At 63.3% G+C, this 25,741-nt stretch carries 24 protein-coding genes and 1 pseudogene; 4 read left to right on the top strand and 21 right to left on the bottom strand.

Going from position 1 to position 25,741, the window contains the following annotated elements; translation table 11 throughout:
- Window positions 1-50: 50 nt before the first annotated feature.
- The 7 genes from recO to FZZ93_RS16555 all read right to left on the bottom strand — a co-directional run bounded on the left by recO (window position 51) and on the right by FZZ93_RS16555 (window position 7,982).
- The gene (recO, locus tag FZZ93_RS16585; protein ID WP_149323412.1) at window positions 51-752 is read right to left on the bottom strand and encodes a DNA repair protein RecO; all 702 of its coding nucleotides are present in this window, start codon (window positions 750-752) and stop codon (window positions 51-53) included.
- A 91-nt stretch (window positions 753-843) separates the two neighbouring features.
- Window positions 844-1,743, bottom strand: a complete 900-nt coding sequence (gene era, locus FZZ93_RS16580) for a GTPase Era (protein ID WP_149323411.1) — start codon at window positions 1,741-1,743, stop codon at window positions 844-846.
- Window positions 1,740-2,429, bottom strand: a complete 690-nt coding sequence (gene rnc, locus FZZ93_RS16575; protein WP_149323410.1) for a ribonuclease III — start codon at window positions 2,427-2,429, stop codon at window positions 1,740-1,742. The genes era and rnc overlap by 4 nt, the downstream gene beginning before the upstream one ends.
- Window positions 2,430-2,472: 43 nt before the next feature.
- Window positions 2,473-3,279, bottom strand: coding sequence for a signal peptidase I (lepB, locus tag FZZ93_RS16570; RefSeq protein ID WP_149323409.1), 807 nt, complete (start codon window positions 3,277-3,279; stop codon window positions 2,473-2,475).
- 15 nt (window positions 3,280-3,294) lie between these two features.
- The gene (gene lepA, locus FZZ93_RS16565) at window positions 3,295-5,112 is read right to left on the bottom strand and encodes a translation elongation factor 4 (RefSeq protein WP_149323408.1); all 1,818 of its coding nucleotides are present in this window, start codon (window positions 5,110-5,112) and stop codon (window positions 3,295-3,297) included.
- A gap of 276 nt (window positions 5,113-5,388) precedes the next feature.
- A complete protein-coding gene (locus FZZ93_RS16560; protein ID WP_149323407.1) occupies window positions 5,389-6,537 on the bottom strand; it encodes a DUF1501 domain-containing protein in 1,149 nt (382 codons plus the stop codon).
- Window positions 6,538-6,572: 35 nt separating this feature from the next.
- On the bottom strand, window positions 6,573-7,982 hold the full coding sequence (locus FZZ93_RS16555) for a DUF1800 domain-containing protein (protein ID WP_149323406.1): 1,410 nt from the start codon (window positions 7,980-7,982) through the stop codon (window positions 6,573-6,575).
- A gap of 271 nt (window positions 7,983-8,253) precedes the next feature.
- Here FZZ93_RS16555 and FZZ93_RS16550 point away from each other — a divergent pair, with 271 nt between their 5' ends.
- Complete coding sequence (locus tag FZZ93_RS16550; RefSeq protein ID WP_187774559.1) at window positions 8,254-8,706, top strand: DUF2501 domain-containing protein; 453 nt, start codon at window positions 8,254-8,256, stop codon at window positions 8,704-8,706.
- A gap of 199 nt (window positions 8,707-8,905) precedes the next feature.
- Here FZZ93_RS16550 and FZZ93_RS16545 read toward each other — a convergent pair whose 3' ends face one another.
- The 4 genes from FZZ93_RS16545 to rpoE all read right to left on the bottom strand — a co-directional run bounded on the left by FZZ93_RS16545 (window position 8,906) and on the right by rpoE (window position 13,050).
- Window positions 8,906-10,330: a DegQ family serine endoprotease gene (locus tag FZZ93_RS16545; protein ID WP_149323404.1), complete on the bottom strand. Its 1,425-nt coding sequence runs from the start codon at window positions 10,328-10,330 to the stop codon at window positions 8,906-8,908.
- A gap of 164 nt (window positions 10,331-10,494) precedes the next feature.
- Window positions 10,495-11,478 carry a MucB/RseB C-terminal domain-containing protein gene (locus FZZ93_RS16540; protein WP_246146254.1) on the bottom strand — a complete coding sequence of 328 codons (984 nt, stop codon included), beginning with the start codon at window positions 11,476-11,478 and terminating at the stop codon, window positions 10,495-10,497.
- Between the two features lie 29 nt (window positions 11,479-11,507).
- Window positions 11,508-12,251 carry a sigma-E factor negative regulatory protein gene (locus FZZ93_RS16535; protein ID WP_149323402.1) on the bottom strand — a complete coding sequence of 248 codons (744 nt, stop codon included), beginning with the start codon at window positions 12,249-12,251 and terminating at the stop codon, window positions 11,508-11,510.
- Window positions 12,252-12,441: 190 nt separating this feature from the next.
- Window positions 12,442-13,050 (bottom strand): RNA polymerase sigma factor RpoE, encoded by a 609-nt coding sequence (gene rpoE, locus FZZ93_RS16530; protein WP_149323401.1) that lies wholly within the window; start codon window positions 13,048-13,050, stop codon window positions 12,442-12,444.
- A 328-nt stretch (window positions 13,051-13,378) separates the two neighbouring features.
- On the opposite strand from rpoE, the gene FZZ93_RS16525 reads away from it, so the two are divergent.
- The gene (locus FZZ93_RS16525) at window positions 13,379-14,458 is read left to right on the top strand and encodes a 3-deoxy-7-phosphoheptulonate synthase (protein WP_149323400.1); all 1,080 of its coding nucleotides are present in this window, start codon (window positions 13,379-13,381) and stop codon (window positions 14,456-14,458) included.
- A 64-nt stretch (window positions 14,459-14,522) separates the two neighbouring features.
- Here the strand turns inward: FZZ93_RS16525 and FZZ93_RS16520 are convergent, their stop codons facing one another.
- From FZZ93_RS16520 to rhlB, 3 genes are all read right to left on the bottom strand, one after another.
- Complete coding sequence (locus FZZ93_RS16520) at window positions 14,523-15,371, bottom strand: Nmad3 family putative nucleotide modification protein (protein WP_149323399.1); 849 nt, start codon at window positions 15,369-15,371, stop codon at window positions 14,523-14,525.
- A 36-nt stretch (window positions 15,372-15,407) separates the two neighbouring features.
- Window positions 15,408-17,549: an ATP-dependent DNA helicase DinG gene (gene dinG / locus FZZ93_RS16515; protein WP_149323398.1), complete on the bottom strand. Its 2,142-nt coding sequence runs from the start codon at window positions 17,547-17,549 to the stop codon at window positions 15,408-15,410.
- A gap of 234 nt (window positions 17,550-17,783) precedes the next feature.
- Window positions 17,784-19,058: an ATP-dependent RNA helicase RhlB gene (gene rhlB, locus FZZ93_RS16510; protein WP_246146252.1), complete on the bottom strand. Its 1,275-nt coding sequence runs from the start codon at window positions 19,056-19,058 to the stop codon at window positions 17,784-17,786.
- Between the two features lie 147 nt (window positions 19,059-19,205).
- Between rhlB and FZZ93_RS16505 the strand changes: the two genes are divergently transcribed.
- Both FZZ93_RS16505 and xthA read left to right on the top strand, forming a co-directional pair.
- The gene (locus FZZ93_RS16505) at window positions 19,206-19,454 is read left to right on the top strand and encodes a hypothetical protein (RefSeq protein ID WP_149323396.1); all 249 of its coding nucleotides are present in this window, start codon (window positions 19,206-19,208) and stop codon (window positions 19,452-19,454) included.
- Between the two features lie 2 nt (window positions 19,455-19,456).
- Entirely contained in the window at window positions 19,457-20,293 is an 837-nt protein-coding gene (xthA, locus tag FZZ93_RS16500; protein ID WP_149323395.1) for an exodeoxyribonuclease III, read from the top strand.
- 185 nt (window positions 20,294-20,478) lie between these two features.
- On the opposite strand, the gene FZZ93_RS16495 is transcribed toward xthA, so the two are convergent.
- The 7 genes and pseudogenes from FZZ93_RS16495 to FZZ93_RS18580 form a co-directional block, all read right to left on the bottom strand.
- Window positions 20,479-21,612 carry a tetratricopeptide repeat protein gene (locus tag FZZ93_RS16495; protein ID WP_149323394.1) on the bottom strand — a complete coding sequence of 378 codons (1,134 nt, stop codon included), beginning with the start codon at window positions 21,610-21,612 and terminating at the stop codon, window positions 20,479-20,481.
- A gap of 10 nt (window positions 21,613-21,622) precedes the next feature.
- Window positions 21,623-22,408, bottom strand: coding sequence for an energy transducer TonB (locus FZZ93_RS16490; protein ID WP_149323393.1), 786 nt, complete (start codon window positions 22,406-22,408; stop codon window positions 21,623-21,625).
- Window positions 22,408-22,812 carry an ExbD/TolR family protein gene (locus FZZ93_RS16485; protein ID WP_149323392.1) on the bottom strand — a complete coding sequence of 135 codons (405 nt, stop codon included), beginning with the start codon at window positions 22,810-22,812 and terminating at the stop codon, window positions 22,408-22,410. The genes FZZ93_RS16490 and FZZ93_RS16485 overlap by 1 nt, the downstream gene beginning before the upstream one ends.
- A complete protein-coding gene (locus tag FZZ93_RS16480; RefSeq protein WP_407650242.1) occupies window positions 22,805-23,341 on the bottom strand; it encodes a MotA/TolQ/ExbB proton channel family protein in 537 nt (178 codons plus the stop codon). Before FZZ93_RS16480 ends, FZZ93_RS16485 begins: the two co-directional genes overlap by 8 nt.
- Window positions 23,322-24,710 (bottom strand): MotA/TolQ/ExbB proton channel family protein, encoded by a 1,389-nt coding sequence (locus FZZ93_RS16475; RefSeq protein WP_149323391.1) that lies wholly within the window; start codon window positions 24,708-24,710, stop codon window positions 23,322-23,324. The genes FZZ93_RS16480 and FZZ93_RS16475 overlap by 20 nt, the downstream gene beginning before the upstream one ends.
- On the bottom strand, window positions 24,707-25,474 hold the full coding sequence (locus FZZ93_RS16470) for a DUF3450 domain-containing protein (protein ID WP_149323390.1): 768 nt from the start codon (window positions 25,472-25,474) through the stop codon (window positions 24,707-24,709). Before FZZ93_RS16470 ends, FZZ93_RS16475 begins: the two co-directional genes overlap by 4 nt.
- Before the next feature lie 168 nt (window positions 25,475-25,642).
- Window positions 25,643-25,741 (bottom strand): annotated as a pseudogene (locus tag FZZ93_RS18580) (electron transfer flavoprotein subunit alpha/FixB family protein); the annotation flags it as partial.

Genomic DNA, 25,741 nt, shown 5'->3' with positions numbered 1-25,741 from the left:
AGCAAGCAGGAAGCGAGAAGACAAGAACAAGGATATGGCGAAGCCACGCCTTATGTCTCCCGGCGAAGCCGAGTGGTGGCGAGTTGACGCATCAGCTCTCGCGAGCGCAACGGCCGGCTGCCCAGCAAGGGAGCCAGAGCCGCTCGCATCACGGCCTTGGCCGGTCCTGCGAGGCCAGGCGAGCGCCAGTCGCCCGTTGCAAGCAGTTTGAGGGTACGCCCGTCGATTCCCCGCTCTCCGGGGACAAAGGCTCGCGAGGTGGCGTCGAAGATGTAACGCGTCTGCGAGTCCAGCGCCTGGCCATCCGGGCCGCCGAATCGCGGTTCGGCATCCAGCGCCTCGAGCAGGGACAATTCCAGGCGTCGCAAGGCCGCGGCTCGGCCGTCAGGCTGAGGCAGAGCATCGAGGGCGGCGGCGTAGAAGGCGAAGACATCGTCGACCGGCATTTCGACCGGCAACAACCGCGCCAGCAGCTCGTTGGCGTATAGCCCGCACAGCAGCCCCTCGCCCACCAGCATGGAGGCCGAACCACGGCTTTCCATCAGCGCCAGGCGCTTGAGGTCCCCACTTCCACTCCAGGTGACATACAAGGGCGCGAACGGCTGGAGCACGGCACGCAATCGGCTTCCCGGACGCTGCACGCCTCGCGCCACGGCCCGTACACGCCCATGGTGAAACGTCAATAATTCCACCAGGGCGCTGGTCTCGCGGTAAGGGCGTTTATGCAGCAGGTAAGCCGGTTCAGGAGTCATGGAGCGCCGTTCTGAATACGAGCTGCGAGACACGAGCTACGAACCCAAGCTCGAAGCTCGAAGCTCGAAGCTCGAAGCTCGAAGCTCGAAATCAATCTAGGTCATAGCCGAGGCTCTTCAAGGCCCGATCGTCATCGGACCAGCCCCGCTTGACCTTGACCCAGAGGTTGAGCATGACCTTGGTACCGACGATTCGCTCCAGCTCGAGCCGGGCGTCGTGACCGATCTTCTTGATACGCTCGCCACGGTCGCCGATCAGAATCTTCTTCTGGCCTTGCCGTTCCACCAGAATCAGCGCGCTGATATGGGTGACCCGATTTTCTTCCCGGAACTCCTCAATCTCGACGGTCATCTGGTAGGGAAGCTCATCGCCGAGCTGGCGCATGATCTTCTCGCGCACCAGTTCAGCGGCCAAAAAGCGCAAGCTGCGGTCGGTCACCTGGTCGTCGGGGAAGTAGTGCACGCTTTCAGGCAGATATTTGGCTACCTCGGCCTCGAGCTCGGCCACATTGGTGCCATGCTTGGCGGCGACAGGCACGATGGCGGCGAACTCGCGCCGCCCGCGCACTTCGTCCAGCCAGGGCAACAGAGACGACTTGTCATTGATCCGGTCGACCTTGTTCACCGCCAGGATCACCGGCGCCTCGACCGTGGCCAGCCGCTCCAGGACGATCTGGTCCTCGGCGGTCCAGCGGGTGCGATCGATGATGAAGATCACGCAGTCCACATCCCGCAGCGCCTGGGTGGCGGCCTGATTCATGAACCGGTTGATCGCTTTGTTGCGATCCTTCTCGAGCACATGAATGCCCGGCGTGTCGACATAGATGAACTGGGCGTCCCCCTCGGTCTTGATGCCCATCACCTGGTGGCGAGTCGTCTGCGGACGCCGCGAGGTGATCGAGATCTTCTGGCCAAGAATATGGTTCATCAGTGTCGACTTGCCGACATTGGGTCGCCCGACGATTGCCACGAAACCACAGGTCTGAGTCATGCTTGCGGCCCCTTTTTCTCGAGCTTCGACAGGGCCTTTTCGGCGGCCTGCTGCTCGGCGTGTCGTCGACTGGAGCCGATGCCCTGGGTGTGCTCATCGAGCATCTCCACATGACATTCGACCGTGAAGGTCTGGGCATGGGCTTCGCCTTCCACCGAGACCACCTCATAGCGCGGTAATGCGACCTGCCGGGATTGCAGGAATTCCTGCAGGCGGGTCTTGGGATCCTTCTGGGTATCCTGGAGGTTGATGGTTTCCAGGCGCTCGGCGAACCAGGACAACACTCGGGTCCGCGCCGTATCCATGCCGGCATCCAGGTAGATGGCACCGATCACCGCTTCCACGGCATCGGCCAGTATCGAATCGCGGCGATGACCACCGCTCTTCATTTCACCCGATCCCAGGCGAAGGCATTCTCCGAAGGCCATTTCCCGGGCCAGCTCGGCCAGGGTCTGCCCCTTGACCAACCGAGCACGCAGGCGCGACAGCTGCCCTTCACGCGCCTGAGGGAAACGCTGGAAGAGATCTTCAGCGATGACGAAATTGACAATGGAATCGCCAAGAAACTCCAAGCGCTCATTGTTGCGACCGCCATAACTGCGGTGGGTCATGGCCAGCTCCAGCAGTTCGGGCTGGGCAAAACAGTGCCCGATGCGGCGGCTGAAAATATCGAGGGAATTACTCACGAAGCTCCTGCTATGTCATGACAGCGATGCCGTTCCTGGCACTTCAGTGGATACCACGTACGTCGGTGAAACTCGGCAGACCACCATCCCAATGCATCCATACGGCAAAGGCCTTGCCCACGACATTTGCTTCGGGGATGAACCCCCAGTAACGGCTGTCGTTGGAGTGGTCGCGGTTGTCTCCCATGGCGAAATAGTGACCTTCCGGCACCACGAGCTCACGCACCTGAGGCCCCGGGTCACGAGGATTATTGTAGATATCGTGGGTCGCCTCGCCCAGTTGCTCTTCCATCAACAGCTCATCAGGCTGTCCTTTGGGTCCCGCTTCGAGCAACTGCTTGGGCACTGGTTCGCCATTGACGTAAAGCTGCTTGTCCTCATAGCGAATATGATCGCCCGGCAGACCGATCACACGCTTGATGAAGTTCACCGACGGATCCTCGGGAAAGCGGAATACCATGACATCGCCACGCTCGGGCTCACCGAGTTCGACGATCTTGGTATTGACCACCGGCAACCTCAGACCATAGGAAAACTTGTTGACGAGGATGAAATCCCCCACCTCCAGTGTCGGACGCATCGAGCCCGAAGGAATCTGGAATGGCTCGACCAGAAAGCTGCGCAGCAACAGGACCACCAGCAACACAGGAAAAAACGAGCGGGCGTAATCCACCGGCCAGGGATCCTTGAGCGCCTTCTCGCGCGCTGCCGGATCGATGCCCTCGGTGGTGCCGACCTCTACGCTGGCAGTCAGGCGCGCGCGGCGCGCCGGGCGCCACCAGACCAGATCAAGTAACCAGATCAGCCCGGTGACCGCCACTGCCACCACCAGCAGAAGTGCAAAATCCATTGTCTCGGTCCTTCCCTAGTCGTTCACCTTGAGCACGGCAAGGAAGGCATCCTGGGGAATTTCCACCCGGCCGACCTGCTTCATGCGTTTCTTGCCCGCCTTCTGCTTCTCAAGCAGCTTCTTCTTGCGGGTCGTATCGCCGCCATAACACTTGGCGGTCACGTTCTTGCGCAGCGCCTTGACGGTGGAACGCGCCACGACCTGGCCGCCGATCGCCGCCTGGATGGCAACATCGAACATCTGCCGAGGAATCAGTTCCTTCATCTTCTCGACCAGCGCCCGTCCCCGAGAGTGGGCATGATCGCGATGGATGATCACTGCCAGGGCATCGACGCGATCACCATTGATCAGCACGTCGAGACGCGACAGATTGGCAGCCTCGAAACGCTCGAAGTTGTACTCGAGCGAAGCATACCCCTTGGAGATGGACTTCAGGCGGTCGAAGAAGTCCATGACCACCTCGGACATGGGCAACTCGTAGGTCAGCTGGATCTGGCTGCCCAAGAACAGCATGTCCAGTTGAGTACCACGCCGCTGCTCGCACTCGGCAATGACATTGCCGACGAAGTCTTGCGGCACCAGGATGCTGGCACGCACGACGGGCTCGCGCATTTCCTCCACGTCGGCCATGTCGGGCAGCTTGGAAGGATTGGAGACATAGCGGGTCTCGCCATTCTTCATGAGCAGCTCGTAGACCACGGTTGGCGCCGTGGTCAGCAGATCCAGGTCGTACTCGCGCTCGAGCCGCTCCTGAACGATCTCCATGTGCAGCGTGCCGAGGAAGCCGACCCGGAAGCCGAAACCCATGGCATCGGAATTTTCCGGCTCGTAATCCAGGGAGGCATCGTTGAGGGCCAGTTTCTCCAGAGCGTCACGGAAGTCCTCGTAGTCATCGGAGCTGACCGGGAACATGCCGGCATAGACCTGGGGCTTGACCTTCTGGAAACCTGGTAGGCGTTTCACGTCCGGCGTCTTGGCGTGAGTGATGGTATCGCCCACCGGAGCGCCATGGATGTCCTTGATGCCGGCAACCACGAAGCCCACTTCGCCGGCACGCAAGACATCGGTCTGGCGGCGCTGCGGCGTGAAGATCCCCACTTCGGTGGCCTGCCAGTCACGACCGGTTGAGGTGATGCGAATCTTGTCGCTCTTTTTCAGGGTACCGTCGAAGATGCGTACCAGCGACACCACACCGAGGTAATTGTCAAACCAGGAGTCGATGATCAACGCCTGCAAGGGCGCCTCGGGATCGCCCTTGGGCGGCGGAATGTCGCGTACCAGACGCTCCAGCAGCTCATCGATGCCCAGGCCGCTCTTGGCGGACACCTGACAGGCATCGGTGGCATCCAGGCCAATGATTTCCTCGATCTCCTCGCCCACCTTGGCCGGGTCGGCCTGGGGCAAGTCCATCTTGTTGAGCACTGGCAGAACCTCGAGCCCCTGCTCGATGGCCGTGTAGCAGTTGGCCACCGACTGGGCCTCGACACCCTGGGCGGCATCCACCACCAGCAGCGCGCCCTCGCAGGCATACAGCGAACGCGACACTTCATAGGAAAAATCGACGTGCCCGGGGGTGTCGATGAAGTTGAGCTGATAGACGTTGCCATCCTGGGCGTGGTAATCGAGTGTCACCGATTGAGCCTTGATGGTGATGCCCCGCTCACGCTCGAGGTCCATCGAGTCGAGCACCTGCTCCTTGAGCTCGCGTTCAGTGAGCCCGCCACAGGTTTGAATCAGACGATCGGCCAGGGTCGATTTGCCGTGGTCGATGTGCGCGATGATCGAGAAATTCCGTATCCCGTTGATTATCTTGCGATTATCAGTATCTGTCATTCAATAAGGTCCGCTTCGTGTACGCACTTCGTACAGGCTTGGCTATTGCCGCCGATCGAACGAGCGCGACGAGAAAGTTGCGCGCATTGTAGCGTGAGGGAGGCAGGATGTCGCCAACCCCTACCCCGAGTAGGCAACTCTTAGCCGATGAGGGGGTACATCCAGGGGGCGCTGGCGTCCTCTGGATGCAAATGGCCTGGATCAAGTGCCATTGATGGAATGCAAGGTTCGACTGCTGCATCACAAAATGCCAACGCCAGACGGAACACGACAGCGCTATGCAATGAGTCCGTCCAGTGGTCGAGCATCACGGCTATCGGGAAAAACTCGGGCGTCCAGCGCCTTAGTATCGATATGCAGATGATCTCGCAACACGCCTTTCAACACGCTGCGCATATCCTGGGCAGCGATCAAATCGCGGTTATCCCGTAACCGCGATAATCCGGGCCACTCGCCATGCACCTTGCCGCCCCGCACGGCCCCACCCGCCAGCAGGACGCTGCTGGCCGTACCATGATCAGTGCCTCGCGTGCCATTGATGCCCACCGTTCGGCCGAACTCGGTGACGATGACGACGACCGTATGCCGCCAATCATCCCCCAAGGTGGCCCGTAATCGTTTCACGCCGGTGTCCAGCCCCCTCAGCTTTCGCTTCAGCACCGCATTCTGGCGTGCATGCGTATCCCAGCCTCCGTCCTGCACCATGGCGATCCGCGGCGCATTCTCCGCCGACAGGAAACGTCCGGCAGACTGCATGACCCCTGCCAACTGCTCACCACCACCGCGGCTATCGGGCACTATCTGTTGCGAGGTGAGCGCCTGGGCAAAGGGCTCGGACAACCTTTCATCCTCGTCATAGAGATCGGCAACGCGATGGGCAAGATCCTCGGGGCCATGCTTGCCTGGCGTGGGTGACCATGTCACGAAAGGTGCCTCGCCACGTACCAACAACGGCCTTGCTGAAGAGATGCTCAGCCCCTGCTGCCCCTGCAATTCCCCTACCGCACGGTTAAGCCAACCGGTACGGCTGCCATCCGGCGAATCACTACCGTTTTCCAGGCAGTCCTGTGCGGCGAAGTGCGAGCGTCCCGTGTAGGGCAAGCCGCAGGCATGCACCACGGCGAATTCCTGGTGCCGAAAGAGTTGATGACAGAATTCCAGGGAAGGGTGCAGGGCAAAGGTATCGTCCAGCTTGCGCATGACTTCCTGCGCTTTGTCAGGGAACGCCAGTTCGCCCCGCAGCTCCTCGAAGCGCGGTTCGCCATAGCTGGGTACCGCGGTCAGCCCGTCCATCGCTCCGCGTAGCAGAACGACCACCAGGCGCTGTGGCTGCCCGGCTCCGTCGGCAAGCGTCGTCACACCGGGCCAGAGCAACAGACTGCAACCTCCGGCCAGGCGAGTGAGGAATTGGCGTCGAGTCAACATAGGCGGTTCTCCATGTGACGCTAAAAAAGCGCTGTTCAGCGCCACTGAAATTCCGGGCTCGCCAGTACGATCGCGGCCCCCTGGCGACGGCCTGACTGGCTGATGGCGATTGCCGTCGACTCCTGCAATGTCGGGCCGAGACTGTCCTGCGCAAGCTCCATGGGATCACGCTCCCGGGGAAGCTGTTCGGCATATTGCTGAGCGATCAACAGGCGTTTCCATAGCGCATCGGCACCGATCCAATCATCGGCAGTGTCTCCCCAGCCTGCGGGTGAACCGGGGCGAAAGGCTCGCTGTCCGAGCAGCTGTAACTCGCGCTTCCAGTGCGGGCCCTGCGCAGCGGGCAGTTCGCCAAGAGCACGATGCAGCGCAACCAGATATTCGTCGGGACGCCGGAACTTGCGAGGCTGCTCCTGCCATGCCAGTTCGTGCGTGAACAGCGCCCGATACACGGGCAGGAGTCGTCCCTCGTGGCGGCGGTATGCTTTCGCCAGATGCTCCACCAACTCGCGCGGAGGATCATCGTCAACATAATGCCGAGCAAGCGCCGTGGCCACATGGGCGGCGGTCGCCGGCTGATCGGCCAGGTAGCGCAACATTGCACGCCCCTGCGTCGCATTTCGCTGGCTGAATGTCTTACCCAACAACTTCCGGCTGCCCGGTTCATGAGCATGATGCTGAAACACGCTGCCATGCGGCGTCAGTGCCTGCCCCTTGTTGCGGTCAGGGACCTGGAAACGAGTGCGCCACCCCGTCAATGCGCGCGCCAGTTCCAGGACATCCTGCTGACGATATCCGCCATCCACGCCGAGACTATGTAGTTCCATAGCCTCGCGCGCGAGATTTTCATTGATGCCGGCCGGCTTGCCACGCCCCTTTGCCGCACGTCGATTACGCTTTCTGCCCATCCGTGCTCCGGGACCGATGGAACTCACGTTATCCAGATACAGCAACATGGCAGGATGCTGCTCGGCACTGAGCAGCAAGGTGGCGAAGTCATCACTGATATGCGGACGAATGGCCTCACGCTCAAAGGCACCGGCAAGCAGTCGTACGATCTGCTTTTCGGCCGAGACGGTGAAGTGGTTGCTCCAGAACATGACCAGCCGTTCATGTACCGGCGAGGCTGTGCCACATTGCTGCCGAGCGCGAAGCTGGATCTCGGTCAACATATCGCCATTGAAACGTTTGCCGAACTTCGGCACAGCCGCCTGTTCATCCTGCTGCCGAGCGGCACGACGCTCGCGACGATACTGCTTGAAGCGAGCCAGATACTCAGGGCTCCCCTGAAGCCCCAGCAACGCCTCATCAGGAGGCTCTGGCTGCTCCAACTGCGCCAATACCCACTCCTTGGGATCGTGCGCTATATCCTCAATCTCTCCCGGCCCTGCACCAAGCCCGAAGCGGTTTGCCGCTATAATGGCGCGGCCAAGGCCATTGTCCATGCATGAATCCTCCCATTCGCCTGCCGCATTAGGCCAGACCTACCCCAAGAGAGTTCACCTCTCGACAACATTTCTCGCTCAATGCAGTCGACACACTGCACGATCAATGCGCCCCTGGCCCACCACGCCTGAGACATGGCGATAGAAATGGATGACCACCGATGCGAGGACGGGCAGGAACACCATGGCGAGTGATAGGTCACAGGGATGGCCGCCCACGGGCTACTCCCACTCTGGCGGCCACCCTTTACCCGTATATGGAGACGATTGTATGGACACACGCTTCAAGACGCTTGCCCTCGCCGGTTTGTTCGGCCTCATGTCCATCGGACAAGCCCAGGCCTCATCTCTCGACAGCATGAAAGACCAGGCCGGTGACATGCTGTCCGGTGGCGGAAGCGGTGGAGGCACCAGCCTGCTGAGCACACTATCTAGCGGATCTTTCAACCCCGGCAGTCTTACCAACCTGACGGGCGTGATCAGCTATTGCCAGGAGAACGGGTATCTCGGCAGTACCGCCGATGTCGCGAAGAACCAGGTGATGGAGCAGTTGGGCGTCAGCTCTGAGCCCACGGATGACAGCGACTACCAGCAAGGTTTGAGCGGCATCCTCCAGGGCGAGGGCGAGGACCAGACATTCAATCTGGCGTCTCTCGGTGATCAGGTCGGCGAAAAAGCCTGTGGCATGGTTGCCGACAAGGCCATGTCGTTCGTCGGAGGCTAACGCTCCGCCACTGCCCCGCCACGGCGGGGCATCTTGGTCGGATCAGTAATCGCGACGACAGCGGCCGTCTCTCCGACACCTGGCGCGAGCATGCACGCAGGCAAGGACAGCCGTAGCGGAAGCCCTGAAAATACTGCGCCCCGACGGTTTGACCGTCGGGGCGCAGTTCAGGGTTTAATGAGAAGAAGGGAAGGCTTCTTCACTCCTGTGCCAAGCGCAGCGCCACATAGTAGGAATGGCCGCTCCGATAGAGACGCACCGGTACCGCACGGTCCTCGGGCAGTTCGCCGATCAGCTCGCTGAGCTGTTCGGGACTTTCCACCGCATGCTCGCCAATGCTGACCATGATATCACCGGCCCGGATACCCGCCTTGGCGGCGACTCCCGTGGGGTCGACTTCGACCACGCGCACGCCGTTGTCGATGGCTTGATCGTGCTGGCCATCCTCCAGAGGCCTGACCGCGAGCCCCAGGCGCGCCGGCGCGGTATCGCCGGCCGCCCCGACATTACCCTGCTCGGCATCCGGCCAGTCACCGACGGTGACAGTCACGGTCTGGTGTTCTCCATTGCGCAGTACTTCAAGGTCGACCTCGTTGCCCGGTGACACTCGACCAACCAGCCGCGGCAAGGTACTGGAGCGGTCCACTGCCTGACCATCCACCTCGAGAACGACATCGCCAGCCTTCAGACCATCTCGCGCGGCCGGGCCCTCGGGATCGAGATCGGCAACCAGTGCACCTTCGGGATTATCCATGCCAAAGGAATCCGCCAGTTCACGGGACACCGGTTGGATCATCACCCCGAGCCAGCCCCGGCTCACCGAACCATCATTGCGCAGTTGATCCGCTACATCCATGGCCACGTCGATCGGGATAGCGAAGGACAGCCCCATGTAGCCGCCGCTGCGGGTGAAGATCTGTGAATTGATGCCGATCACCTCGCCATCCAGGTTGAACAGCGGCCCACCGGAGTTACCCGGGTTGATCGCCACATCCGTCTGGATGAAGGGCACATAGACATCCCGCGGCAGGGTGCGATTGATGGCGCTGATGATCCCGGAAGTCACGGAGTGATCCAGGCCAAAGGGCGAGCCGATGGCGGCAACCCACTGCCCCACTTTCAGATCCTCGGAACTCCCCAAGGTCAGGGTTGGCAGGTTGTCGGCATCGACCTTGAGAACTGCAACGTCGGTCTTGGTGTCAGCGCCGACCAGCTCGGCCTTGAGCTCGCGACGATCATTGAGGCTCACGAGGATCTCATCAGCGCCCTTGACCACATGGGCGTTGGTCATGATGTAGCCATCCTCGCTGATGATGAAGCCCGAACCAAGCGAACGACGCTCCTCACTGCGGCCATGGGCCCCGGGCGGCATCGGTATCTGGTCGCCGAAGCGCTCGCCGAAGAACCGCTTGAAGATCTCCGGCAGTTCCTGACCACCGAACTGGTCGAACGGCATGCTGCTGGTTTCTACCTTGCGTGATGTGGAGATATTGACCACCGCCGGGGCCGCGTCCTCCACTAGACGGGTGAAATCCGGCAACTTCTGCGCCATGGCAGACTGACTGACAAGAACCGCCAGGCTGAGGAGCATCCACAGGGATAGGTGTCGCGTCATGCGTGTCATGAAAGACTCCTGTGACAGGATTGAGTTGGGTGAGAATCTTGCATCCCTCTAAACCACAGTGGTGCGAAAAGGTTCAGCGGCCGAATGACACGTCCGTGAACATGAAATCACGGTCAGCCGTCTGCCTCCGCCGACCGGCGGCATCAACCATGTACAACGAGGATTCATGGAGAAGAAGCGTCATTCAGGGCAGTGTTCTGTTCGCCGCGCCACTCGACGGACTCGGCCACCCGCTGCAGCACCGATGGCGGCAGCTCGCCCATGACCACGACTTGGCGCGGACGCCCGCCGAGCTCGCGGTGCTGAACGGCGGCATGAGACACTCCCAGGCGGTGTACACCAGGCTTGAGCAACTGTTGCCCGGACACGGGTTCGACGAACAGGCTGAGGGTAGCAAGCCCATCGCCGTACACCCGCTGCTCGACATCGGAGTCCACAACCTCGGACACCTCAGTGACCTGCGGCTCGAAGCCCTTGGGCAACCAGCCGGGACGCCATGAATGCTCGACCTGAGAGCCCATTCCGGGTAACCGTTCGATTTCGCCTCGATACAGCTCGGGGTCTCTCAACTCGGTGATCTGGAAGGTTTCGACGGCGCGGCCACTCTCATCAAGCAACACCTGCTTGAGCGGTAGAGCCGTGGACGAATCCAGCCACAGGCGACGCCCGTAGCGTTGGTCATCCAGTGGTTCGATCTCGAGACGGACCGCTTGACGACTGGCAATCCGCGACTCGCCGGCCAGGCGGAGGCGATAGAGGTCCTCAAGGTGGCGGACACTGGATTCGAGACGTACCGCTCCCGTTTCACCACCGAGGCGACCGACGCCGCCGTTTCGCTCATGGACCACCGGCGGACCATCCAGGAACCGAGCCACCTCGCGCTCAATACCGTTCGTAACGTCATGAGACAACGCCAGCGTCCGAACACCATCGACGCCGATGCGTACCGCGCGAGCCTGAAAGACATAACAGTGACTCGCCCAGCGACTGCGCACGAACCAGGCATCAGCCGACGCTGGCGCTTCCTGCTCGGCAAGTGACGTACAGTCGAGAGGATCGCGATCAGGCGCCGACACGTCTTCCTGAGCCAGCGCTGGCAAGGCGACACAACCGGCCAGCAGGACACAAGAGACCACCCCCGACCGCATCTGCTCCGAGCATTTCTGCCGGCACCACATCAGCGTTGCCCCAGCGACTCGCTTCCAGTGGAACGCAACAGCGGCATCCAGACATCGGCGCCACTGGCGGCAGCACCTTCGGCATGCCGGTCCAGGTAGGACTGCAACAAGCGGGCCTGCTGCTGATCCATGCGCACCGACTGGCGCTGGCTTGGCGATATCATCATCGGATAGGCATCCGCTCCCACTGTCATCAGGCCGCGGTTGCTGCCCGACGACTGGAACATCGGCAAGTCGGCCAGCGACGGCCCCTGGCTCGCCCGCATCGCACCACTGTTGGCGGAAACGTCCGGAGTGGCCGCGACAGTAGATGCCGTGGCGCCACCAGAGCCGGAGACACCGACAGAGGCAGGTGCATCGGCGGAGGAAGCCAGTGGCGCAGCCTCGTCACTGTCGAGCGGAGAGGCACCGTTATAGAACTGCACCCCGGTGATGACCATCAGCGATACCGCAGCAGCGACACCGGCACTGCGTGCCAGCGGCAGGGAGCGCCACCCCTGGGTCGACGACTCGACGACCGGCAGCGGCTCATCCTGCAAGCGTGCCATCACGCCCACCGAAAGATCGGTGCTCGCATCGATGTCACTCTCGCGACGCAGCATGCTGCGCATCAGGTGGTAGCGGCGCCAAGTGTCCGCCGCATCGGGTTCATCGTCCAACGACTTCAGTACACGACGCAACTCGAGCTCATCGCCCTCGTTGTCCATCAGTGCAGAAAGCGATTCCCGTGCGTTCTGACTCATCTCTTCACACCCTCACACTCATCAAGGCTGGCCCGCCTTGCATCCATTGGAAGCCCGGTAGTCCGGCATCGAAGTATCATGCCGGTCGCGCCGAGGAGCCACTGCCCCACCGCATGCAGGCCGGTCACCGCATATGACGTCACAACGGCGCGACAGTTCAGCCAATCGACAAAAACCATGCAAATTCGCCTCATTCGGTCATCGTCTCCTGGTTGCGGGACGTGGTGACCAGCGGGCGGATATGCTGATCCACGGCTTCACGCGCGCGAAAGATCCGCGAACGAACCGTGCCTACCGGGCAGTCCATGATATTGGCGATATCCTCATAGGAGAGCCCATCGAGCTCGCGCAGCGTGATCGCCGTGCGCAGGTCCTCCGGGAGGCCCTCAATGGCCTCGAACACAGCCGACTGAAGCTGGTCGCGAGCGATGGACGCCTCCGGCGTCTCGATGTCGGCCAACCGCCCACTGTGGTCGATGACCTCGGCATCCACGATATCCATGTCGCTGCCCGGCGGGCGTCGCCCCTTGGACACCAGGTGGTTCTTGGCAGTGTTGATGGCAATCCGATACATCCAAGTATAAAACGCGCTCTCGGCCCGAAACTTGCCCAATGCCCGATAGGCCTTGATAAAGGCTTCCTGCGCCACATCCTGAACCTCGGCATGATCGTGCACATAGCGGCCAATCAACCCGATGATCTTGTGCTGGTATTTCTTGACCAACAAATCGAAGGCTCGAGTGTCCCCTTTCTGGGCACGCTCGACGAGTTGCTGATCGGTCTCCCGAGTCGTCCCCATTCAAGACCTCCCCGGGGCGGGAGCATGGCGAAGCGCCGGTTTGCGGCATCGCAATGAAACGGGTGTCGCTTGCATAAGTATCAACCTGAAGCCCTGGCCGCTGGGTACAATGTCATTGTGCGCCCGTGAAAGAAGTGCTCAAGTGTTCCTGTTTCTCGGGCATCCATCAAGCCGGCGGCCCCGAAACCGCCCTGCCGGCGGTCTGACAACCGGTGAGCATCACGGTTCCCAGACGATTGAATTTACACGACTCGCGGGCGATAGTAGGCGCCATTCATCATGAGTAGCCTTGTTTCTCCATCAGCGCTGACACGACACAGGTAGCAACATGTCCGAACAACAGGTCAACAACCTCAACGTCCTTAGCGAGGACGTGCTCATCACCCCCGTGGAGCTCAAGCAGCATATCCCCTTGAGCGCGCGGGCGGAACGCACGGTGATCGAGGGACGCGAGACCATCCAGAACATCCTGGAAGGCCGTGACCCACGGCTGCTGATGGTGGTCGGCCCCTGCTCGATCCACGACGTGGATGCCGCCATGGACTATGCCCGCCGCCTGCGCAAGCTGGCCGACGAGGTCCAGGACAGCCTGTATATCGTGATGCGCGTCTACTTCGAGAAGCCCCGCACCACCGTGGGCTGGAAAGGCCTGATCAACGACCCGCACCTCAATGGTTCCTTCGAGATCGAGCAGGGCCTGCACACCGCTCGCCAGTTGCTGGTGGACCTGGCCGAACTGGGCCTGCCACTGGCCACCGAGGCCCTGGACCCGATCTCACCCCAGTACCTGCAGGACTGCATCAGCTGGTCGGCGATCGGTGCCCGTACTACCGAATCCCAGACCCACCGCGAAATGGCCTCCGGCCTCTCCTGCCCGGTGGGCTTCAAGAACGGCACCGATGGCAGCCTCGACGTGGCCGTCAATGCCCTGCAATCGGTGTCCCACCCCCACAACTTCCTCGGCATCGACCAGGCCGGCAAGGTGGCGATCATCCGCACTCGCGGCAATGCTTACGGCCATGTCGTGCTGCGGGGTGGCAACGGCAAGCCCAACTATGACAGCGTCAGCGTGGCGCTCGCCGAGCAGGAACTGCGCAAGGCCGACGTCACGCCCAACATCATGATCGACTGTTCCCACGCCAACTCCAACAAGGACCCCGGCCTGCAGCCGCTGGTGCTGGAGAACGTCACCAACCAGTTGCTCGAGGGCAATCGTTCCATCATCGGCCTGATGGTCGAGTCCAACATCAACTGGGGCAACCAGAAGATTCCCGATGACATCGACCAGCTCGCCTACGGCGTCTCCGTCACCGATGCCTGCATCGACTGGGAGACCACCGAAAAGGCCTTCAAGGAAATGAACGACAAGCTGACGGCCACCCTGGCCTCGCGTCGCGACAACGCCTGACGTCTCGAGCCGCTCGCCCCATGATCCCGCCGGGGCGAGTGGCTGACACCATGCCCATTCCCGCTCAGTTCTGTACCAGCTCACGCACCCAGGGCAACGCCTCGGGATACTGCCCGGTATCCAGCACAAACTCCTGCCCCCGCGCCACGGCACGCAACGCGGTCTTCCCGCCCGAGCGGCGCCAGCGCTTCGGATCACCGTGGTAACTCAAGGGGCTACGCCCATCATCAGGATACCACCAGCCCGGCAGCTCCCAGTCGGACACCCGCGCCGCATTCTCCGCCGTCAGCCGGCGCTCCACGGCATAGTGCGAAAAGATCCCTGCTCCAGGCAGATTGCCCTCGCCCTCTGTCAGCTGTAGACGACGGCGCGCGATATACAAGGCATTGCCGGCCTCTCCAAGCCGCTGACAGTGCGGATGATAGCCGGCCCATGAGTATGCCGACGGCAGCCCCTCGCCCAGCGACAGAACGTCCGATACCTGCATCCAGCCCCACAGCACATGACAAGGGGCGGCATCGCTGACCCAGCGCCAACGCTGCGCGACCCGCTCGACACGCCGGAAGAGCCCGAAGAACAGAAACAGATCCCCCGGCCCGACGCCCTGGTTGCGCAAGTGACCGAGGGCCTGGCCCATCTGTCCGAACACGGGGCGCCAGCCTGGCTGGCGCGGCAGACTTTCCCTGGTCAGATCGGGATCCAGGTGGGCCCTCGTATCCGCCGCAATTCGCCCTCGCGTGAGGTCGGAGACAAGCGACCCCAGCGGCTCCCCGGCATGGGAGATGGCCGCATACGAAATGGTGGAGCGGGCATCCGGAATGGGCAGAACGACCAGGCGACCATCGGGCAATATCGGGCTTGGCACCCCGCCGGCGGCGGAGTCGAATCCCTTGCGGCTCAGAATCAGTTTCATGCGGCATCCGGCTTCATCGCGAACGCAGGCGTCGAATCAGTCCTGCACCAGGCCATCGATCTCCCGAGTGAACGGCGGCAGCGCATCGAGCAGCGCCCGGCCGTAACGTCGGGTCAGGACCCGCCTGTCGAGCAGGGTGATACGGCCGGTATCGGCCTCCTTACGGATCAGTCGGCCACAGGCCTGCACCAGCTTGATGGACGCATCCGGCACGCTGATGCGCATGAAGGGGTTGCCGCCCTGGCTCTCGATCCACTCGGCCAGTGTCGCCCCCACCGGGTCGTCGGGCACGGCGAAGGGAAGCCGGGTGATGACCACATGAGTCAGGTACTCGCCCGGCAGGTCGATACCCTCGGCGAAGCTCGCCAGCCCGAACAGGATACTGCCTTCGCCCTTGTCGACTCGCTCGCGATGCCGCTCCACCAGCTCGCGCTTGGGCAGTCGATCCTGGGCCAGCACCCTGTCGCGACGCTCACGGCTGAGGGCTCGCTCCACGCCGCGCAACTGGGCGCGCGAGGAGAACAGCATTAAAACGGCTTCCTTGTCGTCGAGCGCTTCGACGAACTCGACGATGGCGCGCTCGTGCCCTTCCCGGTCGGCGGGATCCACCGCCTCGCGGGGCACGCTGAGCACCGCCCGGGAATAATCGAAGGGACTCGGCAGGCGCTGATAGCGATAACGATTGGCCAGCCCGGCCCGTTCCTGCAAACGCTCGAATCGCCCCAGTGCCGTCAGGGTCGCCGAGGTCACCACAGCCCCGTGACAGCGCCCCCAGAGTGACTTGGCCAGGGTGCGCGCAGCGGAGACCGGGCTGGCCGAGAAGGTCAACTCCGGCTCGCCACCGAAGCGCTCCAGGGTCAGCCATCGCGCCCGGGGCGGCTCGTCCGCGGAATCCGGCTCGGCGAAGGCGAGCCACAGGGCGTGGGCCTCCAGCGCCCGGCCATGCAGCAGTGCCACCAGCGGCAGCCAGGGCTCGGCCTGTTCGCGGGGCAAACCGGTGGATTTCTCGGGATCCAGGCTTTCGCGCAGGATATCGCTCATCGATTCCAGCGTGCGCGAAAGCTCGGCGAAGATCGTCACCAGGCCTCCGGACGCCTCGCGCATGGCCTCTGGAACACGGCCCATCTCGAAGCGATGCTGAGCGCCCTCCTCGGCGTCGGCGAGCCCCTCCGGTCGGCCAGCCAACTGGTGGCCCAGCGAAAAGATCTCGCCGAGGCGCGGCTCGAGCGCCTCGATGGCCTGAGGCAGGCCGGACAATAGTCGCGCGAGCGTCGGCTGGACGCCGAGTTGCTGGTTCAACTCGGAGAGCGACTTCTTGAGGGTGCCCAACCAGCGCAACCCGCCCCCTACGGCGAAGCGATGGGTGAAGTGGTTGAGCGCCTTGTCGGGCAAGTGGTGGCCCTCGTCGAAGACGTAGAGGCAGTCGCCGGGGTCCGGAAGGACCACGCCGCCACCCAGGGCGAGATCGGCCAGCACCAGGTCGTGGTTGGCAACGATGATATCGGCGCTGTCCAGGTCGCGGCGTGCACGAAAGAAGGCACAGGCGCCGAAATGCCCACAGCGCCGATTGGTGCACTGCCGATGATCGACAGTGAGCTTGCGCCAATGGGCGTCGTCGATGGCCTCCGGCCAGCTGTCGCGATCCCCCTGCCAGCGGCCGTTGCCGTAGGCCTCGCCGAGGGACTGCACCAGTTTCTGGAAGTCATCGCCACCGCTGTCCAGCGACTGCTCGAACAGCGACAGGGTCGGGTTGTCCTCACCGCCGTCCATGGCTTGATCGAGCCGCGCCACGCAGACGTAACGCCCTCGCCCCTTGGCCAGGGCGTAGTCGAAGGCCAGGCCACTGTGTGCCTTGAGAGCCGGCAGATCCTGGTGCAGCACCTGCTCCTGGAGCGCCACGGTCGCGGTGGCCACCACCAACCGTTTGCCCCGCGCCTTGGCCACCGGCAAGGCCGCCAGCAGATAGGCCAGAGTCTTGCCAGTACCGGTACCGGCTTCGAGCACGCAGACATGCTCATCACTGGTACGCCGGCCGGCGTCATCGGTCTCGATACCGGCCAGGGTGCGGGCGATCTCGGCGATCATCAGCCGCTGCCCGTAGCGTGGCGTGAGTTCGAGGCCCTCGAGCACACGGCGATAGGCGGTCTGTATCTCGTCCTTCAGGACCTCGTCAAGCATGATGCATCCATAGAGAAGCGCGGCTTGCCCGGCGACAGGCCGACGCGGAGGCGCTGTAAACCCTTCCCTGGGCGCTACCGATTCCCTCCCTGGAATCGGACCTCCGCTCTGGCCTGTCCCCGTCGCCGCTCACCAAGGGGCCAACGCAGCCCGGCAATCTTTCTTCAAGCGGCGTAGCCGCTGTCTTCCAGCTTCCAGGCGCACGGCGCCGCTCTTCAAGCTTCAGATCAAGCTTCAGAGCAGTCCTTCCGGCGGATGCTCGCAGGGCAGCTTGTCGTTGATGAAGCGCTCGATTTCCGGCAGCGAGAAGGCATCTTCCTCGCCCACGAAACTGATCGACACGCCCTTGGCGCCGGCCCGGCCGGTACGGCCGATACGATGGACATAGTCCTCCGGATCCTCGGGCAGGGTGTAGTTGATTACGTGGCTGACATCCTCGATATGGATACCACGCCCGGCCACATCGGTGGCCACCAACACCTGAATCTCGCCCTCACGGAACTGTTCGAGGGTACGAATGCGCTGATTCTGGGGTACATCGCCGGACAGCATAGCGACATTGATGTCCGCCTTGCGCAGCAAGCCATCGAGCTTGCGTACCAGGTCGCGGCGATTGCCGAATACCATCACCCGATCGAAGCTTTCCTGCTGCAGCAATTTGACCAGCAGGCGCTCCTTGTCGTCATCGCCGACCAGGTAGACGCGTTGGTCGATGTCGGCGGCGTTGTCGACGGTCACCTCGATATCCACATGGGCCGGCTCCTGGGTCCACTGCTCGGCCAGGTTGAGGATGTCGTCGGTGAAGGTCGCCGAGAACAGGAAGGTCTGGCGCTCTTCGGTTTTCGGCGTATGGCGAATGATGCGCTTGACGTCGGGGATGAAGCCCATCGACAGCATGCGATCCGCCTCGTCGAGCACCAGCACCTCGACCTGAGTGAGATCGACGTCGCGTTTCTGGTGGAAATCCAGCAACCGACCGGGCGTGGCGACCAACAGGTCAAGCTTCTTGCCCAGACCCTCGCGTTGCTTTTGATAATCCATACCACCGACGACGCTGGCGACATTGAGATTGGTAAAGCGCGCCAGTTCCTTGGCATCCTTCTCGATCTGCAGCGCCAGTTCGCGAGTCGGCGCGATGATCAGTGCGCGGGGTGCACCAGGCTTCTGACCATCAGGCGCCTCTTCCTCCAGGAAGTAGGCCAAAATGGAGATCAAGAAGGCGGCCGTCTTGCCGGTTCCTGTCTGGGCCTTGCCCACCACATCGCCGCCGAGCAGGGTATGGGTCAATGCCTCGGCCTGGATCGGCGTGCAGTACTCGAACCCCTGGGCATGGATGGCCCGCATCAGCGGCAGCGGCAGGTCGAAGTCGTGAAAGCGCCACTTGCCCGCCACCGCGGGCACCTGGAACTGGCGAATATCCCAGCTCGACTGGCGGCGGCGCGGCTTGCGGCGGCGACGCTTTGGCTTGCGGTTCTGGGCCGGTGCTGTGGTCTGTTCCGACTCGCTCATAGGCTGTGCTGTCTCGTCCGTGTTGTGGATGGATGCGTGACACAAAGCGCCATTGTACCAGTTCTCACGCGCCAAGGGCGCACCCCTTGCTGTCGACGGTACGCCCGGGCCTGCTAGAATGCCGCCATTATCCAAGGAGCATGCGTCATGACACGCCGAAAGAAGACCCGCTCGCTTTCCGACAAGGTGACGATCCGCACCGGGCGACGCAAGGACTACAAGCAGTGGCGTCACGACAATCCCGATCAGGTCGGCCCGTCACGGCGTTTTACCCAGAAAAAACGCCAGCAGCGCAAGCTGCAGGCCGCTCGCAAGCAAGAACGCCAGGAGAGTGGCCAGTCGATCGACATCCATACCGACAACACCCACGATAATTCCCACGACAAGGACGACTGACGATGCGCCTGGTGTCATTCAACATCAACGGTATTCGGGCCCGCCTGCACCAGCTTGAGGCCCTGGTCGAGCGTCATCGCCCGGCGGTGATCGGCCTTCAGGAAACCAAGGTTCAGGACAGTGAGTTCCCGGCCGAGGCGGTGGAAGCACTGGGCTATCGCGTCTATTACCATGGGCAAAAGGGGCATTATGGCGTAGCCCTGATGTGCTGCCGCGAACAGTGCCCGGATGAACCCGAGCTCGTCCTGCGCGGCTTTCCCGATGACGAAGAGGATGCCCAGCGACGCCTCATCGGTGTGCGCCTGCGTGGTGCCGACGGCGAGCCGTTGACGGTCTGGAATGGCTACTTTCCCCAGGGCGAGAACATCGAGCATCCGGTGAAGTTTCCTCACAAGCGGCGCTTCTATGCCCAGCTCAGCGCATTGCTGAAGGAACAACATCGTCCGGACGAGCGCCTGGCGATCATGGGCGACTTCAATATCTCGCCTGCGGACATCGATATCGGCATCGGCGAATCCAACCGCAAGCGCTGGCTGCGCGAGGGCAAGACCAGCTTCCAGCCGGTGGAGCGCGAATGGCTGGGTGCCATCAAGGCCTGGGGGCTCTCGGACAGTTACCGACACCGCTACCCCGAGGTCGACGACCGCTTCAGCTGGTTCGATTATCGTTCCAAGGGCTTCGACCGCGACCCCAAGCGTGGCCTGCGGATCGACTACATCCTGACCACCGCGCCCCTGGCGACACATATCGTCGATGCCGGGATCGACTATGACCTGCGCGGCATGGAGAAGCCGTCGGATCATGCGCCGGTATGGACGGAGTTCGATCTGAACGATTAACCCGGCAAGCATTCAGGCCAGGGCAGGCGCGGTACAGGGACGTGCCGCCGCCGGACGACAGGCCGGCGCGAGCCTACACCACGCCGGCAGACTCCCCATCTGCGCCAGCGTAGGGTGGGCGACAATCAGAGCGTTCAGGATGATCTATTTGATTGCCAGGTTAATAGCCGAGCGAGCGCAGACACTCAACTATCCGCTTCTCCGCTCACCTGATTGCCCGACGTTTCGCCCTCGTTCTCGGGCAACGATGCCAGCCAGTCGCTCGCTTCCGTGGCACCGCCCTGACGGGCACGTTGCAGGGCTTCCCGGGCCAGCTCCAAGCGGTCCCATTCGACGGCCAACTGGCCCAGCCGCAGCCAATCCTCGGCTGCATCGCCCCGCTCGGCGACCTTGTGCCAGGCGATCAGCGCTCGGTCACGCCCCCGAGCCGCCTGCCAGGCCTCGGCCAGCAGACGGCGATTCTCCAGGGAATCGTCCAGGCTGCCCTCTTCCAGCGCGCGACTCAGGATCTCCGCCGCCCGAGCCGGCGTGCCCGCCGCCAGATGCAGCCGAATACGCTGCATCAGATCGTCCGCGCCGCTGAGGATACCCCGCCGCCAGGCCGTCTCCCACAGCGCCACCGCACGGCCCGGATCGCCCATGCGCTGTGCCAGCCCCGCTGCACGGCGCCAGGCCTGGGGATCGTCCTCGGCACCCGCCAGTTGACGCTCCAGCACCGCCAGCGCTGCTTCCTGCCGACCGGCACGTTGCAAGGCCGTGGCCGCCAGCCCCAGACGCTGCTGCGAAGGTGACGCATCGCCTGCCAGGGCACGCTGCGACCAATCGGCGGCCTGCTCCCAGCGGGAAGATTCGGCCTGAAGCTGTGCCATCAGCCAATGCGCTTCGGTGTCGCCATCGTGACGCCCGAACCAGTCACCCAACAGTTCCCTGGCCCGCTCCGTCTCGCCGAGCCGGGCACGCAGCCCGGCCTCCTGCCTCAGCCAGCGGTCTGCCTGGGCAGGCTCGACGCCGCGGATGCCACGGGCGGTCGCCAGATGCGCGACAGCCGCCTGAACATTGCCACGGCGCACCTCGGCATTGGCGGCGAGCTGCAGATACAGCGCTCGCGCCCAGCGATCCGAGGCATTACCGCCCGCGAGCCGCTCGGCCTGTCGGGTCGCTTCCGCCTCGACGGCCGCATGCTCGCCCGACTTGAGGCGAGCCTCGAGGCCCTTGAGATCATCGATGATGCCGCTGGACAGCGTCGGCGCCGCCCAGGCCGACGACGCGAACAAGCAGGCGCCGGCGATCAGGATGCAAGCATAGGGGGCATGACGCATGCGGCTACCTCTATTCAAGCTGAAACTCGAAACGCTGACGGGCACGCCGACGCTGATCGGCCGTCTGGAACTGCCATTCGACGATCGCCTGCCTGGCGGCACGCTCGAACACTCTGGGCGGCTTCGCTTCCAGCACTTCGACGCTACCCGGGTCCACGCTGCCATCGGGGCGAATAATGAATTGCACCACGACATGCCCCTCTATACCCCGGCGCTGGGCCCGCGGCGGATATGTCGGCTGGCCCCGCCGCGTTGCCTGGGCCGACGTTCCCACATCCACGGGCTCCTGCGATGCTGCCGGAGCCGCAGATGCGCTCGTCGACTCGCTGGGCGCCGCAGAGGTGCTGGCGGCCGCCGGCTCGGAGGTTGGTTCCGGCGAAGGCTCGGGAGCCGGCTCAGGCTGCGGAGTCGGTTCAGGCTCGGGTTTCGGCTCGGGCTCCGGGCGAGGCTCGGGTGGTGTCTCCTGCAGTTCCGGCAACGACTCGTCCAACGGCACCTCGGGCGCCTCCATTGGCGGCAGCTCGGGTTCCGGCAAGGCGATATCGCTGCTGACACTGGGTGCAGGCGCCGGCTGGGGCGGCGTTGCTGCTGCCGGTGGTGGCGAAGGAGGAGCATTGGTGGCGGGGGCCGGATTCGGCTCGATTTCTTCAGCCGGCGCCTCGGCCATGTTCATGGTTATGGTTTCCAGGCGCTGCTCGGGTTCGGCCTCCGGCGGCACCACCAGCAGCGCCAGCAACATGAAGAGCACCAGCGCCAGGGCCGCGCCGGCGACCAGGGAAAAGGGACCGCGCAGCATCAGGCGCCGCTCCGTTGCGCCGCCACCGCGACCTGCTCGACATCAGCCTCACGCAGTCGGTCCATGACCTCGATCAGCACACCGGTAGTGGCCTCACGATCGGCCTGGATCACCACCGAGCCTTCGTCGCTGACCATACCGGCCACCTTGGGGCCGACCCGATGGATATCCACGGGCTCGCCGTCGACCCAGACGGCCCCCTCCGGGGTGATCGCCACCAGAACCTGAACATCGGGACGCGGCGTGGCCGCGCTCGATTCGGGGCGTTCGATCTCGACGCCACTTTCCTTGATGAAGCTGGTGGTGACGATGAAAAAGATCAGCATGATGAACACCACATCCAGCATCGGCGTCAGATTGACCTCGCTGGACTCGTCAATAGTACCGAGTCGACGTCTACGCATGTGCGTCCTCCGCGGCGCGGGCGAGACGATCATGCAACCGCTGGTCCTCGCGCCGGATGATGTGTTCCAGGCGTGTGATGAAGAGCAGGCCCACCACCGACACCGCCATCCCGCTCAGGGTGGGCAGCGTGGCGCGCGCCACGCCATCGGCCATGGCCCGAGCCTGATTGACCTCGCTGATCGACAGGCTGTCGAAGACCGTAATCATGCCCGTCACGGTACCCAGCAGGCCAAGCAGCGGGCAGATGACCACCAGCAGCTTGAGCCAGGGCAAGGGCCCGCGCAGCGAGGCGATCAACTCGCGCACCCAGACCTCGCGCAGGGTCATGGCGCTCCAGCTGACACGGTCGCCTCGCGTCACCCAGCGTTCCACCAGCGCGCGGCGCGCCGGGCGATAATGGAAGCGAAAGAACCACCAGCGTTCGAGCGCCACCGAGAACAGCAGCATGGCCACCCCGGCAATGACCACCAGGACCAGGCCACCGGCATCGATCAGCCGAATGAGGGGATCAAGCCAAGGCATCGACATGGCGCTTCGTCGTCGTAGTGGCGGAGGCCGCAACCTGGTCGGCCTCCAGACGATCCGCGAGCACCGCGCTAGCACGCCCTTCCATGGTGCCGATCAACGCACGGCTGCGGCTGCTCAATGCGGTATGGGCGAACAGCAAGGGCACGGCGGTGATGAGGCCCAGCACCGTGGTCACCAGGGCCTGACTGATCCCGCCGGCCATCAACTGCGGGTCGCCAGTGCCGAACACGGTGATCGACTGGAAGGTCACGATCATGCCGGTCACGGTGCCCAGCAGGCCGAGCAGCGGCGCCACCGCCGCCAGCATCTTGACCAGCGGCTGGCCCCGTTCGAGACGCGGCTGTTCGGCCAGCATGGCCTCGTCGAGTCGTGCCTCCAGCGCCTCGGGGGCATGTCCGGTGCCCAAGGCATGGAAACGCTTGAGCACCCGCCCGAGCGGATTGTCTTCGCGCAACCGCTCCAGATCGCCGAGCTGGCGCTTGAGCGTGACCGTGACACGCAGCAGGTAGAGATACTGGAACAGCGCCACCAGCAGGCCGAGCACACCGAGCACCACGACTACATAGCCCACGGCGCCACCCTGCTGGAAGCGTTCCAGCAGGCTCGGCTGCTGAGCCATGGCCTCGAGCACCTGGCCGTCGGTGGGATCCAAGGAGATCACATCGCCCTGCCCGGCCTGGAAAGCGTTCAGACGATCACTGACCGCGCCAGGCGTATGGTCGAGTACCGACAGATCTCCCTCATTGCCAGTGCGCTGCAACAACTGCCCTTCACTGAAGGCCAACAGGTCACCGATCCGTGTCACCGCCCGCTCACTGCGCTGGCCATCCTGCCCGGCCACGGGCGCACTCAAGTTCACGATCCGCGATGTCTCGCGGGTCATGCCCATCAGACTATCCATCAGAATCTCGACCTGGCCGGGTCGCAGCACCCCGTCGCTGTCCAGGCGCGGCGGTAACGAGGCCTCGGCACCCAACGTCAGCCAACTCTGGCCAAGGTCGTCGCGCAGTTCGCCGCTCACGCTCGCCACTTCGTCGAACACCGGGCCGAGATCGCCGCCCTGCTCATCGATCTGGCTGGCCAACTCCTGAAGCTCGGCTTTTTGCGACTGCTGTTGCGCTTCCAGCTCCTGACGCCGCTCGCGAACCGCCTCGAGATCGGAACGCGCTTCCTGCAAGGCGGACTCGAGCGCCTGGCGGTCATCCACCAGCTCGGCGAGGCGCGCTCGGTCGCGCGCCTCGGCCGCTTTGCGTTCGGCCTGAAAGGTCTGCAATGGTTCATCGCTGGACTGCGCCAGGGCGGCGCCCGACGGCAAGACCGCCAAGGCGACGATGGCAAGGGCACGGAGCACGGGGTGACGACCGATCATGAGGCGTCCTCCACCGGTTGAGAGACGGGTAGGTCGAGCATCGCCGGAGCTCGCTGTTCGCGTACGATACGCAGTCCCTTGCGGACTTCCGCCAAGGCCGATTCCTCGAGGGTTTGCCATTCACCGGTCTCGGCTTTCCAGACCCCACCCTGATGGCCATCCGGCGTCAGGTAGTACCAGCCGACCCGCCCAATACGCAGGAAATCCACGTCTCGCGGCGTATCGCCCGGCAGTTCGCCGCGCCAGGCATCCAGCTCGCGACCATAATCGAGCTCGGCGCGCCACGCCGCCAGTACGCGTTCCAGCTTCTCGGCACTGCTCAGGTCCGCTTGCGAAAGCGTCGACTCGAGCGAGGCCACCCGAGCCAGGCGCTCGTCGCGCAGAAACGGCATGTCCTGCTCGACCCAGCTCCCCAGACGCTCGACCATCTCGCGCATCATCCCGGGCAGGGCTTCACGGGTCTCGGCCAGCGATTCGACACCGGAGCGGCGCTCATCGAAGGTAGCGGCCTGGCGTTCCACGATCGGCGCCAGCTCCTCGTTGTAGGCCTGCAAGCGACGGGTCTCTTCCCGCGCCTGACGAAGTTCACGCAGTTGCTCGCGGACCGCCTCGTCCGCATTGTCGATGCGCTCTTGCAACTCGGCCTGGGTGCGTTGGGCGTCTAGCGACTCGTCGCGAAGCGACGACTGGGCCGACGCCGAAGCCGCCAGGGTCAGGGCGAGACCCGCCACCCCCCAGCGAATCCATGGTTTCCTATACGGCACGCTCGTCTCCCGGAAGGTGCACTGAACGCCTGGCACATTACTTCAAACAAGAATTATTATCAATATTCTGATCGTTGTGACGATGCCATGAAAAAGCCGGCCTCCCCAATGGGAAGGCCGGCCGTTGAACCTGCAGCGCTAGTAACTCTCACGCGCCTGAACGGTACTCTACAGCTTCTGCTCGAGTTCAGGCAGCGCCTCGAACAAGTCAGCGACCAATCCATAATCGGCCACCTGGAAGATCGGCGCCTCCTCGTCCTTGTTGAT

The organism is Halomonas eurihalina, assembly GCF_008274785.1.
Lineage (GTDB): Bacteria > Pseudomonadota > Gammaproteobacteria > Pseudomonadales > Halomonadaceae > Halomonas > Halomonas eurihalina.
This window is presented reverse-complemented; position numbering and strand designations above follow the sequence as displayed.